The sequence below is a fragment of the Prosthecobacter sp. GW821-HT29F12 genome, assembly GCF_058803405.1.
This window is the reverse complement of record NZ_CM179517.1, coordinates 3952900-3967989: the sequence shown is the minus strand read 5'-3', so window position 1 is coordinate 3967989 and position 15090 is coordinate 3952900. Positions and strand designations below refer to the sequence as shown.

Annotated in this window: 13 protein-coding genes; 7 read left to right on the top strand and 6 right to left on the bottom strand. The window is 58.4% G+C overall.

Going from position 1 to position 15090, the window contains the following annotated elements; all coding sequences use genetic code 11:
• The first annotated feature begins 15 nt into the window (after positions 1 to 15).
• Both lpxA and lptD read left to right on the top strand, forming a co-directional pair.
• Positions 16 to 807, top strand: coding sequence for an acyl-ACP--UDP-N-acetylglucosamine O-acyltransferase (gene lpxA, locus AC3RLQ_RS16330; protein ID WP_493029754.1), 792 nt, complete (start codon positions 16 to 18; stop codon positions 805 to 807).
• A gap of 119 nt (positions 808 to 926) precedes the next feature.
• Positions 927 to 3425, top strand: a complete 2499-nt coding sequence (gene lptD, locus AC3RLQ_RS16325) for an LPS assembly protein LptD (protein ID WP_493029753.1) — start codon at positions 927 to 929, stop codon at positions 3423 to 3425.
• 559 nt (positions 3426 to 3984) lie between these two features.
• On the opposite strand, the gene AC3RLQ_RS16320 is transcribed toward lptD, so the two are convergent.
• Complete coding sequence (locus AC3RLQ_RS16320) at positions 3985 to 4296, bottom strand: hypothetical protein (RefSeq protein ID WP_422323168.1); 312 nt, start codon at positions 4294 to 4296, stop codon at positions 3985 to 3987.
• 220 nt (positions 4297 to 4516) lie between these two features.
• On the opposite strand from AC3RLQ_RS16320, the gene AC3RLQ_RS16315 reads away from it, so the two are divergent.
• The 3 genes from AC3RLQ_RS16315 to AC3RLQ_RS16305 all read left to right on the top strand — a co-directional run bounded on the left by AC3RLQ_RS16315 (position 4517) and on the right by AC3RLQ_RS16305 (position 6147).
• Positions 4517 to 4777 (top strand): hypothetical protein, encoded by a 261-nt coding sequence (locus AC3RLQ_RS16315; protein WP_487680076.1) that lies wholly within the window; start codon positions 4517 to 4519, stop codon positions 4775 to 4777.
• A 9-nt stretch (positions 4778 to 4786) separates the two neighbouring features.
• Positions 4787 to 5059: a hypothetical protein gene (locus tag AC3RLQ_RS16310; RefSeq protein ID WP_493029752.1), complete on the top strand. Its 273-nt coding sequence runs from the start codon at positions 4787 to 4789 to the stop codon at positions 5057 to 5059.
• A gap of 116 nt (positions 5060 to 5175) precedes the next feature.
• A complete protein-coding gene (locus tag AC3RLQ_RS16305; protein ID WP_493029751.1) occupies positions 5176 to 6147 on the top strand; it encodes an SDR family NAD(P)-dependent oxidoreductase in 972 nt (323 codons plus the stop codon).
• On the opposite strand, the gene AC3RLQ_RS16300 is transcribed toward AC3RLQ_RS16305, so the two are convergent.
• The 4 genes from AC3RLQ_RS16300 to AC3RLQ_RS16285 all read right to left on the bottom strand — a co-directional run bounded on the left by AC3RLQ_RS16300 (position 6144) and on the right by AC3RLQ_RS16285 (position 9646).
• Entirely contained in the window at positions 6144 to 7022 is an 879-nt protein-coding gene (locus AC3RLQ_RS16300; protein WP_487680080.1) for an HAD family hydrolase, read from the bottom strand. The genes AC3RLQ_RS16305 and AC3RLQ_RS16300 overlap by 4 nt on opposite strands.
• A 94-nt stretch (positions 7023 to 7116) precedes the next feature.
• A complete protein-coding gene (locus AC3RLQ_RS16295; RefSeq protein WP_493029750.1) occupies positions 7117 to 7995 on the bottom strand; it encodes a TIGR01777 family oxidoreductase in 879 nt (292 codons plus the stop codon).
• A 5-nt stretch (positions 7996 to 8000) separates the two neighbouring features.
• Complete coding sequence (locus tag AC3RLQ_RS16290; protein ID WP_493029749.1) at positions 8001 to 8561, bottom strand: SOUL family heme-binding protein; 561 nt, start codon at positions 8559 to 8561, stop codon at positions 8001 to 8003.
• A 23-nt stretch (positions 8562 to 8584) separates the two neighbouring features.
• Positions 8585 to 9646: a class I SAM-dependent methyltransferase gene (locus tag AC3RLQ_RS16285; protein ID WP_493029748.1), complete on the bottom strand. Its 1062-nt coding sequence runs from the start codon at positions 9644 to 9646 to the stop codon at positions 8585 to 8587.
• Positions 9647 to 9719: 73 nt separating this feature from the next.
• On the opposite strand from AC3RLQ_RS16285, the gene AC3RLQ_RS16280 reads away from it, so the two are divergent.
• Entirely contained in the window at positions 9720 to 12236 is a 2517-nt protein-coding gene (locus tag AC3RLQ_RS16280) for a transglycosylase domain-containing protein (protein ID WP_493029747.1), read from the top strand.
• 3 nt (positions 12237 to 12239) lie between these two features.
• Here AC3RLQ_RS16280 and dctA read toward each other — a convergent pair whose 3' ends face one another.
• Positions 12240 to 13517, bottom strand: a complete 1278-nt coding sequence (gene dctA / locus AC3RLQ_RS16275; protein ID WP_493029746.1) for a C4-dicarboxylate transporter DctA — start codon at positions 13515 to 13517, stop codon at positions 12240 to 12242.
• 107 nt (positions 13518 to 13624) lie between these two features.
• Between dctA and leuC the strand changes: the two genes are divergently transcribed.
• Complete coding sequence (gene leuC / locus AC3RLQ_RS16270) at positions 13625 to 15040, top strand: 3-isopropylmalate dehydratase large subunit (protein WP_487680093.1); 1416 nt, start codon at positions 13625 to 13627, stop codon at positions 15038 to 15040.
• Positions 15041 to 15090: the final 50 nt, after the last annotated feature.

Below are 15090 nucleotides of genomic sequence, written 5' to 3'. Positions count from 1 at the left end.
CCATGGTCATGGCGCATGATCCACAAGACCGCATTGATTGATTCGAGCGCCCAAATCGACCCCGCTGCCGAGATCGGCCCCTATGTGGTGATCGAAGGGCCGAGTGTGGTGGCAGCCGGATGCCGGATTGAGGCGCATGCCCAGCTGGTGGGACACGTGATCGTGGGGGAGGGGACGCGGATCGGACGCGGGGCGGTGATCGGCGGGGAGCCGCAGGATCTGGGCTTTGATCCCGCCACCCAAAGCAGCGTGATTTTGGGCAAAAAGAATGTGATTCGCGAGCACGTGACGATTCACCGCGGCAGCAAGGCGGGAACGGCGACGCGGATCGGTGATGGCAACTATCTCATGGTGGGCAGCCATCTGGCGCATGATGTGGAGCTGGGGGACCGGAACATCCTGGCCAACGCAGTCCTGCTGGGCGGGCATATTCACGTGGGGAACAACACCTTCATAGGCGGCGGGGCGGTGTTTCACCAGTTCCTGAGAATCGGAGATTTTTGCGTGATCCAGGGAAACGGCAGCTTCAGCAAAGACATCCCCCACTACTGTGCCGCACAGCGCATCAACCGTATCACCGGGCTGAATGTGATTGGTTTGCGGCGGCAGGGGTTCACTGCGGAGGAGCGCGGAGCGATTAAAGACCTGTTTCAGCAGCTTTTTTGCGGGGGATTGAACCTGACGCAGGCTGTGGAGCAGGCGCTGACCCAAGAGTGGCCGGAAAAAGCGCGGCGGCTGCTGGAGTTTGTCCAAGCCCCGAGCAAAAAAGGGGTATGCCCCGTGCGTCCCGGACGCGAGGACGACTGAAGCGAAAAAAGTCCGGCTTTTTCTTGTCACCGTGATCCCGGTAGCCTATTTAGGTCGCTCTCATTGCCTGTTTGTGTAGGGCGATGTCCTCTCGTGTTATGATTTTTTCAAAATTTTGCGTGACGGTCCTCGTTTGCGCCTTGGCCATGGCCGGGGCGGCGAACGGGCAATCCCTTCTCGACAGTCTCACGAGCGATCTAAACATTCGTGGTCTAACCACTACGATGGATCCTGAAACGGGTGTCGCGACAGTGACGGGTGATGTGCATATTCATTACGGTGATGTCGAAATGCGCTGCGGCAGTGCGCAGTATAATCAATCTACGGGCGAGGTCGTTGCCAAGGATGGAGTGACGATTTGGCGGGATGGAATGCTTTACCACGGGGATTCGATCACCTACAACTCGATCACGGGTGAGATGTCAGGCCGCAATGTGATCACTGGCATTGGTGCAGGCAACCAACAGAGCATTGCTGGAACAGGCATCACAGCCGGTGGTGGCCCTACTGGCGGCGGGTTCAGAAGGACATCGGGCATGTTTTTCTTCAAGGCGGAGGATTTCCACTCGGGGAGCAAGCTTGAAAACCGGATCGATGCCAAAGGGGTGACGTTTACGTCGCATGATGTGCAGGACCCGAATTACCATCTTCGAGTCAAAGAATTGACGGTTTATCCAGAGGATAAGGCCATCCTCAAGGATGTGAAAATGTACGCTGGGAAAACGCCGTTTCTGTGGCTGCCTCAAATCACCAAATCACTGGATGAAGACAGCAGCATGCGCTTTGGCCCCGGCTTTCAAAGCCGCTGGGGTGCGTTCTTGTTGACCCAGATGGCGGTTGTACATGGAGATCATACCTTCGCGAAATACAAATTTGATCTGCGCAGCAAGCGTGGTGTGGGTGCCGGCGTGGATTTCTTTTCAGCACGTCACAGTGCCAACCGGCAGAATTTTGGCACTCTGAAGCTGTATGGTGTCCGTGACACCGACCCCACAACGAATGCCACCAGTGCCATTCGTTACCCTGTGCCGCAGAACAGATACCGGGTCAATTTTCAGCACCGCATTTACCTTCCGGGCCCGGATGTGAGCACCTGGTATCTTGATTTCGACATCAACAAGATCAGCGACATCCACTTCTACGAAGATTTCTTCTTCAATGATTACCGCACCAATCGCGAGCCTGACAATCAGATCTCACTCATTCACACGAATGAGGCCTACGTCGCCACCTTGATGGCGAAGTTCAAGCTGAACAATTTTTATCGGACGACGACACGTCTTCCCGAGCTTTCCATCGACTTCACCCGCAGGCCTCTGTGGAATTCCGGGGTGTTTCATCAAGGCACCATCACCGCAGGCATCATTGGTGAAATGGTTGGACAGCAGGAAAGGGCGGAGTTGATCCGCCTGCAGGCGCTAGGAGCTTTGGGGCTGCCGAGCGTGATGGGGGATCCACTGGGGACCGCCCCTGCATCCTTCCTCGGCCTCGTGGGAGCGCCACGAACTGCCGCACTGACGCCCGTCGATATCACCCAGGGATTGGGGGTTATTTCCAGCAGACTTGCGCAACCTGGATATGCCCGTTTTCACACGTATCACGAGCTGCTTTACCCGAAGACCTACATGGGCTGGCTGAATGTGACGCCCAGAATTGGTGCCGGCATAACGAGCTACAATGGCATTGTGGGCAGCACCACGGGCCTGAAAAATTACGCACGGGGCATCTTCAGCGCTGGGCTGGATGTCTCTTTCAAACTTTCCAAAAACTGGAGTGATGTGCAGGTTCCATCCTTGGGGATCAATGGAATACGTCATGTGTTCCAGCCCTACCTGAACTATTCGTATCTGGATGCCAGTCAGAATGCGGGGGTTCCTGCCATTGACCGGCTTTCCACGACCACCCGGCCGCGCTCCATTGATGTTCCGCTGTTTACGGCCGTGGACAGTCTCCGCTCATGGAATGTGGCGCGTGTCGGATTCCGCAATCTTTTCCAAACGAAGCGTGACTACATGTCAAGCAACGGGTACGGCAGTTTCTGGGAGACGCCCGATGGTGGCGACAGTCAGACTTACACTTGGGCGGGAATGAACACCTATGTGAACATTTTTGGACAAGACCCTGAATATGGCCGCAGCCTGTCCAATGTGTACAATGAGCTTTTCTGGTCTCCGGTGCCTTGGGCGACGGTGAAGTCAGATCTGCAGTTGCCAATCACCAGCGGTGTCGGTGCCTTTACTGAGGCCAACAACAGCGTGACCTGGATGCTGAGCAAAAACACCTCCATCGAGCTGGGGCATCAATATATTTACGACCATCCTTTCTTCCGTAACAGCAGCTTGGTTTACACACGCTTTTACGCCCGGTTGAACGAGAACTACGGCTTCAACACCTACCACATCTACGAAGCGACCAACGGCATTCTCCAATTCCAAAGCTACAGCTTTTCAAAGGACCTGAGCAGCTGGATTGCGTCCTTTGGGTTGATGTCGCGCAACAATGGCAATGGCATCTCTGATTTCGGCCTTCTGCTTTCCTTCACGCTCAAGGACTTCCCCAAATTCAATTTCGACTTGGACATGGACCCCAATCCTGGTGGTCGCGGTGGCAAGCAATAGGGCTTGCCTGTTGTTTGAGATTATTGGAACCTGGAAAACGAACCCGGGCGGGCATCAAGGCACTCTTTCAGTGGAGCGTTGGAAGCAGTCCTTTCATACGGCGGCAGATTGTCCTACGCAGGTTGAATTGGATGCCTAAAGCCCCATGCTCCGTTGAGAACAAGTCTGTCTGCCGACTGATGGGGCATGTTTGAACATGTGCGGGAGTGCTGGGCGGTGCGTGAGCGTGAGGGATCGGGACGATCCCACTCCGTCAGAACGCTGACGCGTTCGCTGGGCACCTATGGAATGTCCCTCTCGATGGCTTCACACGCGGCTTGGGCTCTTTTCTACTTTGCGTGGCACTGACTGAAGTTTCGGTCAGTTGTAAGAAAGCAAAATCCATCTTCCCTTCGAGGAGGGAAGATGGATGGAGAGTGGCACAAACTGTCAGAGACTCACATCCCGCCGCCGCTACGGGCGAGGAAATTGAGAGCCAAGGTGGCAACAGCGAGAATGAAAACTAACCAGGCAAGAGGCATGAGATGAGAGAGTGAGATTGAGGATATCCGTCAATTTTTCAAGGAATCGGCAACAGTTCGGCTTTGAACTTCTCGTTGGACCAAGTGCCGGTTGCCAAGGAGTGAGTTTCCCAAGCCTGCTTGTTGTCAGCAGGGACCATGATCGGGGATTCGCCAAGGGGATCAGATTTGACAGCATCAGCTCCAAACATCTGAACCACCATCAAAACGGCGGACAGAACAAAACAGATCACCGAAAGCGGGACCAAGCCTGCTTCTGGATCCTTTTCTTCATAGAATTGCTCCGCATCAGCGGCAGCACTGCGCTTGACGGGGGCGCTGGGAGGAGCGGAGATGGACGGGCGCTGCATGGCCTGTGTGGGCTGCAGCTTGACGGTTGCTTTTGGGAGAGGGCTGGCTGCGCCGACTCCGCCACCCACAATGGGGCCGGTGCCGGCTCCAGGTGCTGAAGGAGGACGCGGACCTGCGGTTGGCTTTTGAAGAGGAACGGTAGGGGCGCCGGTTTCAGTGCGCGGAGGTGGCGCGGCTGGATTTTGGGCGAGCGGGCGGGTGGCCGCTGGAAGACCTGCCATGGGCGGAGCGGAAGGACGAGGGGCCGCCGGTGCCACAGGTGCTCCTGGGGGCTTAGGTGCCGTAGGCGGAGCCAGCGGGCGAGCCATCGGAGGGGGCATCGCGCCAGAAGGGGCGGGTGCGGCCGGTGGCGGCGACGAGGCCACGGGAATGGCGGAAGTGGTCTTGCGGGACGGCGGCGACATCGGCGGCGCAGGCAGTTTCACCGGGGCGGTGCTGGACTTGGGCGCAGGCGGAGGCAGCGGCGCGGAAGGCAGCTGAATCGGAGCCGTGGATTTTTTCGACATCATGGGAACCACGGATGTCGTGTTGAAAGAGGCTGGAATTCCGCCTGTGGCAGGGGAAACAGGCGCGGTGGACTCACGCGGCTGGGTGACACCTGCACCTGGGCGACCACGCAGTGTGATGCGCACCGTTTCTTTTTTCAGAGGGACGGCGGCCGTTTTGGGCGTCGAGCCTGACGGTGGTGTTGGGGGCGTGTTTTCGGATTCGCTCATGGTTCAGGACGGAAAATGGATGATTCGGAGAATTCTATATATTTAGCGAATTTCGCCCCCTTGCGTCAATCCCTTTCTCCTGATGCCTTGCAATTGTCGGACCCTTGATCGTTAGTTAATCATCTGGTGATCGGCAACCACGTCCTCCCAGGCCTTTCTAGCATGAAAATTCTTGTCACAGGAGGAGCTGGTTTCATTGGCTCCCACACCGTTGAGCGCCTTATTAATGAGGGGGCTGGGGAAGTCACAATCATTGACAGCTTCAATGACTACTACAATCCCACGATCAAGCGTGAGAATTTGAGGTCCTTCGGTTCGAAAGTGAGGGTTTGTGAGGGGGACATTTCTGATCCGAAGTTTGTCCATGAGACCTTTGATCTGGGCCGTTTTGACGCAGTTATTCATCTGGCGGCCCGTGCGGGCGTGCGCCCCTCCATTGAGCAGCCCGAGCTCTATATTGATACCAACATCAAAGGCACCTTTCACCTCCTTGAGGCCGCTCGCCGCACCGGGGTGAAGCACTTTGTCTTCGCCAGCAGTTCTTCGGTCTATGGGGTGAACAAAAAGGTGCCCTTTGCCGAGGTTGACCCCATTTTGCAAACCATCAGCCCCTATGCCATGACCAAGATGGCGGGCGAGCAAATGTGCTCCAATTACAGCCACCTTTATGGCATTAAGACCGTCGCCCTGCGCTTTTTCACGGTCTATGGTCCGCGCCAGCGCCCTGACCTGGCCATTTCAAAATTCTCCCGACTCATCGAAGACGGCAGACCGATCGATAAATTTGGGGATGGCAGCACCGCCCGAGACTACACCTTCGTCCACGACATCGTCGATGGCATCATTGGGGCGCTCAACTACACCAGCGGTCCCATCTGCGACATCATCAACCTGGGTGGTTCCCAGACCGTCACTCTCAATGATCTAATTGCTACCATTGAGCAGGCGATTGGCAAAAAGGCCGTCATCAATCAACTGCCCGAGCAGCCGGGAGATGTGCCGCTGACTTCTGCCGATGTGAGCAAGGCCAAGGCCCTGATTGGCTTCAAACCCACCACGACCATTGCGCAGGGGGTTCCGGCCTACGTGGAATGGTTCCGAGACATGCGGGCACGCGGCATTGCCGTGTGCTAAAAATGCGGTGCTGAGACCGTGCCCTCTTCGATTTCCTGACGCTTTTTGCGCACGATGCCGTCGGCGATGTCCGTCACCATCTCCTCAAGCAGCAGCCGCAGATGGCTGCCGGGGCGATAATCGGCGGGGGCGATGTGTTTGACGCGGTCGGCAAGGCCGGTGAGCTGGTAGCATTTGCGGAAGCTGCTGCGGCTGGCCTCGTCCGGATTATAAACCGCCACGGCATGGCCGCCATAACGCTTCATCAAGGTGAAGCAGGGGACGTCCGTCGGGCCGTCTCCCACATAGATCATATGCTGGAAAGGGATGGGACGCAGTTCCGGGGCCATGTGATCGTTCACGTCTTCGTGAGGCTCCAGCATACCCTTGTTGATGCGGAAGATGTACTGCGTCTTGGTGGTGTGGCTGATCACTCGTTTGGGGAAGGTGATGCGGCCGTTTTTATCCTCGCCGAACTCACAGCCGAAGATGCGCTTCACAAACGGTGCCAGAGCCGAGCCGTCCAGCAGGGCCTTCAGGCCGCTGGAGATGATGTAATGCTCGATTTTCACACCGAGCAGACGATGCTGGTCGTTCAGCACTTTGTTCAGTTCGTCGAAAAGCTCCGGCACGCCTTTGAAAAAATTCAACTTTGCGCCGAGTTTCTGCAAGTCATCGTTCGTTGGCCGGTCCATGTCGAGGTAGTCCAGCATGCATTTCAGGTAGGCCAGTTCACCGTCGTAGCCCTCCTGATTCACGAGTTCACGGCTGCGCTTCCAGAACTGCTCCGGGTTGATGCCGAAGTGGGGAAAAAGCGTCTCATCCTGCATATACGTCGGACTGAGCGTCTGATCGTAATCATAAATGATGCCGATGGTGGTCTGCTGGGATGCCATGAGGGACGGGGGAAGTTGACGGTGGTTTACAGTCGCTGACGATGGTTGACAGTGGTTTGGAAAACAACCGCCAACAACTGTAAACCGGCTTCCTTCAGACCAGCGAGGCCAGAGCACCGGAGAGTGACGGGTGGACAAAATCGTAGCCCATCTCCGTGGCAACGCGCGGAATCGCTCGCTGCCCGCCCAGAAGCATTTCGTCCGCCATGCCGCGCAGCAGCAATTTGAGGGCGAAGGTAGGCGCATGAACGAAGGCCGGGCGATGCAGAGCCGCTGCCAGCTTTTGGGTGAACTCCGCATTCGTGACGGCCTCTGGCGCGCATAGATTCAGCGGGCCGCTCACGGTTTCGGTGGTGATCGCCTGGAGGAGAAGCTGAACGGCATCATCGATGTGTATCCATGACATCCATTGCTGACCTGATCCCAGCCTGCCGCCGAGGCCGCAGGCAAAGACCCGCCGCAGCAGTGGAAAAGCCCCGCCATCGCGGCCCAGCACCATGCCCGTGCGCGAGGTGATGACGCGCATGCCGAGTGCTCCGGCCCGGTGCGCCGCCGCTTCCCAGCCTGCGCAGACATCCGCCAGAAAGCCCTGACCCTGCGGCGAAGTTTCATCCACGGCATCTGCGCCGCTGTTGCCGTAAAACCCGGCCCCGGAGGCACACACCAGCACCTTGGGCCGATTCTCAGCTTTCCAGGTGCCCAGATGCGCGACCAGGGACTCGGTGAAATCCACGCGGCTTTTCCAGATGCGATCACGTTTGTCCTGCGTCCAGAGGCCCATCAGTGATTCGCCCGAGAGGTGTACCAGTGCATCCAGCGGCGTCTCAGGAAGCGCATACGGTGCCTGTTTAGGCTGCGTCAGGCCCGACCCCGGCCTGCGTGAATACGCGATCACCTCATGGCCTCGGTTGAAGGCACATTCTTTGAGGTGCCTGCCGATGAAGCCCGTTGCTCCTGTGATGCCGATGCGCATGAGAATTATTGAGCAGGGATGGGGACCAGAACTTCATTGCGGCGCATAAAACCCGGTGTCCACGGCGGGTCGTAGTAGGCGCTGAAGGGTGAGCCAGCCTCCTGAAGCTTGTTCTGCTGCATCCAGTCTTTCAGTTTCGCCAGGGCCTGCAGTTCCCGTTCCTTGGTTTGGGAGCCGCTGAAGCGATGCACGGCCACTCGCCGTGGCTTCAGGATGTCCACACTCACCTGGGCAGAGGCGGGGGCGGGCGTGTTTTTCTTGTGCTTTTCAGGCACCACGAAGGCCATTTTCCCATCCACCATGAACACCGGTGTCGTCATGGAGATCTTCTCTTTGGCTGCATTTCCGCCGTCGATGTAGCGGAACAACCGCATGAAGCTGGAATTGTCCGCGTCACGAGAAGTGGTGGCGATTTTGAGCTCGGGATATTCACGAATCTCAAAGGCGCCGTCCGTGCGGATGACCTTGTACGGAGCCGTTTCATAACCCGCACGCGATGTGGCGCAGGCGGCGATGCCGATGGCGCTGACCACCAGACCGCTGATGAGGGCGAGGAACTTTTTCATGGCCGAAATACGCGTGCCATGGATCAACGGGCTGACTTTTCCAAAATGAGGCACCGAAACGAGCGCCCCATTAACGCTGGATGCGTGAGTGAATTGAACTGACGCATCGTGGCGGTGTCTGGCGGTCTGCCTTCGAGGCTTTGAATCCACTTCGTCGCCATGCGGCCCAGCAGGCGGCCCTGCAGATCATATTCGCGCTGGGAAAGTCCATGGCGCTCGGCTTCCTCAATCAACCGGGTGAAATTGATGTGCGTGGTCAGGTCGCATTCACCGAGGTCTGCCAGCACATGGCCGTCTGTCTGGTGCTGCTTGTAACGGCGGATGGTGCCATCGGCGCGGGAGTCGGCGTGGAATTCCTCCGCATCCAGACCGTAGTCGGCGATGAAAATGGCTCCGTGAAACGCCGCCTGCGCGAGGGCGCGAATCCACGCGAGCATGGCCAGATTGATTTCAAGGGTGTGGCCGGTCTCGAGATCGTGGGACAGGTGTTTCACTTCTGCCTCGAGCTCCTCACCGGAGCAACTGCCGGGAATGAAGCGGAAGGACTCAGTGCCGTCGGTTTCGACGAATAATTCCTCCCAGCGTTCGCCGTTCCAGCGGACGAGATGCACCGGAAAGGCATCTGGCAGCTCGTTGCAGAGGAAAAAACCGTGTTTGGGGCCGGTTGTGAGCGAGGAGAGGCTTTCCACCCATTGAACGCGATCACCGAGACGCTTGAACTGAGCTTCACGATATTTCGGGTTTGGCTCCACGATGAGGTAGCGCAGGGGGCTGCCTTCCAAAGCGCTCAATACATCTTCAGCGAGCTGTCCATCATGCGCGCCCTGTTCGATGAGCGTGAAATCTTCGGGTTCTCCCAGCGCCTGCCATTCCTGCAAAGCGTACATGGCCAGCAGTTTCCCGAACAAGGGGCCGACACTGACACTGGTGTAAAAATCGCCTTGGCGGCCGATTTTGCGCGGGCCGGCTCCATAATAACCATGATCAGGATGATAAAGCGCCAGATCCATGACCTGTGCAAAGGGCAGCCGGCCGGATGGAGAGGAGGCGAGTTTTTCTCGCAGAATCTGGGGAAGAGAAGACATTCGATGCACGGGAAAGAACTGGCGCGGATTGTGAAGGACGGGTAGTTTTACCACCCTACTTTCCTACCAAGCCATGTACCGTGATGATCCCGATCCCCAGCCTGTACGCAACTGGCGTGGCGAAGCCGGCCTAAAACTGCCGTTCTACCGCCGTGGCTGGTTCAGTGCGCTCGTGGCCTTTGCCCTGCTCTGCGTTGTGTCAGCGTTTGGCGTTTACAGCGTGATCGTGGCGCCGCTGCGGCGGGATGCGGAGAAGTTTGACCTGGAGGAACTCAAGAAGCTGGAGTCCGCGAGCATCATTTTTGACCGCGATGGTGACGAAATGGCCCGCCTTTACGTGCTGAACCGCACGCCTGTGCCGATCACGGAAGTGCCGCAGCACTTGATTGATGCCCTAGTGGCGCAGGAAGACTCGCGTTTCTTCAAACATGACGGGGTCGATTACATCGGCCTGCTGCGTGCGGTGAAGGAAAACATCGTGGCTCGCGAGGTCACGCAGGGGGCGAGCACGGTCACGCAGCAGCTTGCCAGACAGACGTTCAAGCTGCTGGAACGCAGCTACAAGCGCAAGATTTTGGAGGCCTTCATCGCCCAGCGCATCGAGAAGCATTTCTCGAAGGCGGAGATTCTGGAGCTCTACCTGAACCGCATCTTCTTCGGGGTGAATTTCTACGGGGTGCAGGCGGCGGCACGCGGCTACTTTGGCAAGGATGTCAAGGAGCTGAGCATCGAGGAGGCGGCGACGATCGTCGGCCTGATCAAGAGCCCGAACAACATCCAGCCGATCAAGCACCCGCAGCGCGCGATGAAGGAGCGCAATTACGTGCTGGAGCGCATGTCCATCGAAGGTACGCTGACGAGAGATGAAGCCGCCAAGCTCAAGAAAAGGCCGCTGGTGACTGCACCGCAGAGCACGGACCCGCGACTGAGCTACGTCTTTGATGCCGTGCGGCGTGAGGTCGTGGATCTGGTGGGTGAGGAGCGGGCCTCCATCGGCGGCTTCCGCATCTACACCAGCATTGACCAGGATCTGCAAAAGGCCACGGAGGAGGCTGTCAGTAAACGCATGGCCGAGGTGGAGAAGCGTCCGGGCTACGAGCACCAAACCTTTGCACAGTTTCGCTCTATTTTGGCTGACTACCGCGCACGCATGAAGCGGGGTGAAATTGATCCCGCCACCCCGAAGCCGCTGCCAGAATATCTGCAGGCTGCGGCCTTGATGATCGACAACAAGGACGGCAGCATTTTGGCGATGGTGGGTGGTCGTGACTTTGGTGACAGCCAGTTCAACCGTGCGACGGACGGTGTGCGTCCGGCAGGCACCGCCTTCACGCCGCTGGTTTATGCCGCCGCGTTCAGCAGTCCCGGACTTTATCCGGGCACCAAGGTGGATGATGCGCCGCTGGACAACCGCCGCGTGATGATCGGCGGCCTGACTGGGATTCTGGGTGAATGGGGTGCGGAAGTGGACAATCCGAAGTGGACACAGGCGCCGATGAGTTCGCGCGAGGCTCTGGTACAGGGACGCAACTCCGCGACCATTCGTCTGGGCGAGCGCGTCGGGGTGCCGATGGTCAAGCAGGTGGCGCAGAAGGCGGGCATCACCTCCGAAATGCGCGACTACCCCTCGACCTTCCTTGGGGCCAGCGAAGTGCGGCTGAGTGACATGTGCCTGGCCTATTCCAATTTCCCCACACTGGGCAGCCGCCCACAGAAGCTGAACCTGATTCAGCGCATCACGGACAACAACGACAAGGTGGTGTTTCAAATCTCCGAGTCGGCGCTGCGCAGCGTGCAGAGCATGGACCCCATCGCCGCGTATCAGACGCACACCTGCCTCGTGGACGCGCTGCATCGCGGCACCGGCAGTCCGGCAGTGAGTGATTACAAGCTGGGCGAGTTTGTGGCGGGTGGGAAAACCGGTACGCATTACGAATTCAAGGATCTCTGGTTCTTGGGCTACACCTCTGGGGTGACCTGCGGGGTGTGGGCGGGTTTTGACAAACAGAAGACCATTTTTCCCGGGGCTTTCTCCAACCACATCGTGCTGCCTGTCTGGGTGGACATGGTCAACGCCAGCGCCACGCGGTACATGCCGAAGGACATTGAGCCGCCACAGACGGCGGAGCGCGTGGAAATGTGCCAGCGCAGCGGCATGCGTGCCACGGACTACTGCTACGAAAAGATCAAAGGGCCGGATGGCCGTGAAAAATCCGTGCGATCCACCTACTTTGAGTATCTGCGCCCCGGCACGCCGCTGGAAGGCTTCTGCAATCTGCACACGGGCGAAGGTCTGCCGGTGGAGATCAAGCAGTTTGGCTATCAAAGCCCCGCCAGCGGTTTTGGTGCGGCCCCTCTCATTGCTTCGTCCAACCGCTGGGTCCATATCGAACCTGTGCGCATGAAGGCTCTCACCGTCATTGGTGAAGACCCCTACAATTCCGAGCAGGCCGTGCCGCGCGCCAGCCCAGTGAATGACGACGGCACTCCCATTCGCAAAGCCATTCCGGTGGATGCCGTAGATACCCCGGACGAAGACGCGCCCAAGCTCAAGCTGGCCCCGCCGCCGCCGATGAAGATCGAGCTGTGAGGATTAGCGCAGCAGCATCTTGCCCTTTTCTGGATCGAACTCCTTTTCCCATTTCGCCACGACGAGTGTGGCCAACGTGTTGCCGATAAGATTGGTGATGGCGCGAGCTTCGGACATGAAACGGTCGATGCCGATGAGAACCGCGAGACCTGAAACCGGAATGCCTGTGTCGATGGTGGACAGTGTGGCCACCAGCGTGATGAATCCTGCGCCGGTAACCCCTGCGGCCCCCTTTGAGGTCAGCAGGAGGACGCCAAGAAGAACGAGCTGATGCCAGAGGGTTAGCGGTGTGTTCGTGGCCTGGGCGACGAACAGCGCGGCGAGCGTGAGGTAGATGCAGGTGCCATCGAGATTGAATGAGTAGCCGGAGGGGATGACCACGCCGACCACGGACTTGTCACAGCCTGCTTTTTCGAGCTTCAGCATGAGCTGGGGCAGGGCGGTCTCGGAGGAGGAGGTGCCGAGCACCAGCAGCAGCTCGTCTTTGATGAACACCAGCATCTTCCACAGGCTGAAGCCGTTCCACCGTGCAATACCGCCCAGAACGACGAACACAAACAGCCCGCAGGTGAGATAGACACAGGCGAGCACCTTGGCCAGCTTGATGAGCATGCCCGGACCTTCCGAACCCACGGTGTAGGCCATGGCCGCGCAGGCTGCGACAGGTGCGATGCGGGTGATGATGGCGACCAGTTTGAAAAACACCTCCGAAACGCTGTGCAGCAGGTCGAGCACCGGCTTGCCCCGCTCCCCCATCTGGCAAAGCGCCACGGCGACCAGCAGCGCGAGAAACAGGGCCGGCAGCACCGAATCATCTGTAAACGCCCCCACGAAGGTCTTCGGCACGATGTTCATGAGGAAGGCCTTGGTGCTCGTGTCTCCCGCCTTGGCCTGGTATTCGCCGAGTTTTGTGGATTCCTTGGCGGAGGCGTGATGCTCCACCCCGGCACCGGGTTCGATCACGTTTGCCACCACGAGGCCGATGAGTAGAGCGACTGTCGTGACGAGTTCAAAATACAGCAGGGCTTTCCAGCCCACCCGGCCCACGCGCTTGAGGTCCCCCATGCTGGCGATGCCGCAGACCACGGTGCAGAAGATGATCGGGGCGATGAGCATCTTGATCGCCTTGATGAAAACCTCTGCCAAAGGCTGCAGGTCTGTCGCATTGTAGGAATGGCCAAAAATGACGATCGCATTCGTCGGTGGCCAGAGCAGGCCGAGCAGGACGCCCAGCACGATGCCGATGATCACCTGGACGTAGAGAATTTTGAGCCATTTCATGGGCGCGGATGCTGGCAGGTCCGGCGGCAAAAGCCAAGAGGCATTCTTGCACCCTCCGCCGGGCGTGCTAGGCTTGCAGCCCTCCAAACCACCAATCAGCACGCATCATGGGCAAAACACTCTTCGAAAAAGTCTGGGATTCGCACGTCGTCGGCACCCTCGACAACGGCCAGACACAGCTCCTCATCGACACGCATCTCGTCCATGAAGTCACCAGCCCGCAGGCTTTCGGCATGCTGCGTGATCTGAACCTGAAGGTGGCCTACCCGCACCGCACCTTCGCGACCGTCGATCACATCGTGCCGACCGACAGCCAGGTCTCGCCGTTTTCCGATCCTCTTGCGGAAGCGATGATCCAGGAGCTCAACAAGAACGCCAAGGACTTTGGCATCACCTATTTCAGCCTTTCCAGCGGCAAGCAGGGCATTGTGCACGTCGTCGGACCTGAGCAGGGGATCACCCAGCCCGGCACCACGATTGCCTGTGGCGACAGCCACACGGCCACTCATGGTGCTTTCGGAGCGATTGCCTTTGGCATCGGCACCACGCAGGTGCGCGACATCCTCGCCACGCAGACGATGGCGCTGGGCAAGATGAAGGTCCGCCGCATCAATGTGGACGGGCAGCTGCGCCCCGGTGTTTATTCCAAGGACGTGATCCTCCACATCATCCGCCTGCTCGGCGCGAACGGTGGCATCGGCTACGCCTACGAATACGGCGGCAGCCTGTTTGACGCGATGTCGATGGAAGAGCGCATGACCGTCTGCAACATGAGTATCGAAGGCGGTGCGCGCTGCGGCTACGTGAATCCGGACGAAAAGACCTTCGAATACCTCAAGGGCCGCCCTTACTCACCGACGGGTGATGCCTGGGACACTACTGTGGCCCAATGGCGTGCGGTCGCTTCGGATGCTGATTGCGTTTATGATGATGTCATTAACATCAAGGCCGAAGACGTGCCGCCGACGGTCACCTGGGGCACCAGCCCGGACCAAGCCATCGCCGTGACCGAAAACGTGCCGACTGCCGAAAGCGCCACCACCGAGCCTGGGCGCATCTCCATTCAGGACGCGCTTGATTACATGAAGCTGCCTGCTGGTCAGCCGATCAAGGGCACGAAGATTGATGTCGCCTTCATCGGTTCCTGCACCAACGGTCGTCTCAGCGACTTCCGCGAAGTGGCCAAGTTCATCAAAGGCCGCAAAGTGGCCGCGGGCGTGAAAGCCATCGCGGTTCCTGGGTCGCAGATCGTCGATGTGCTCGCCCGTAAGGAAGGTCTGCATGAAATCTTCAGTGAAGCCGGCTTCGAATGGCGTGGCGCAGGCTGCTCCATGTGCCTGGCGATGAATCCCGACAAGCTTGTCGGCGATCAGCTCTGCGCGTCTTCTTCGAACCGCAATTTCAAAGGACGTCAGGGCAGCACCACGGGACGCACCGTCCTGATGAGCCCCGTCATGGTCGCCGCCGCTGCTCTGACTGGCAGCATCGCGGATGCCCGTGAGGTGTTCTCGATTGCTGGTTAATCTTGGAACCCATTGTTTCGAAAGGCGCGGGTCGTGAGATCCGCGCCTTT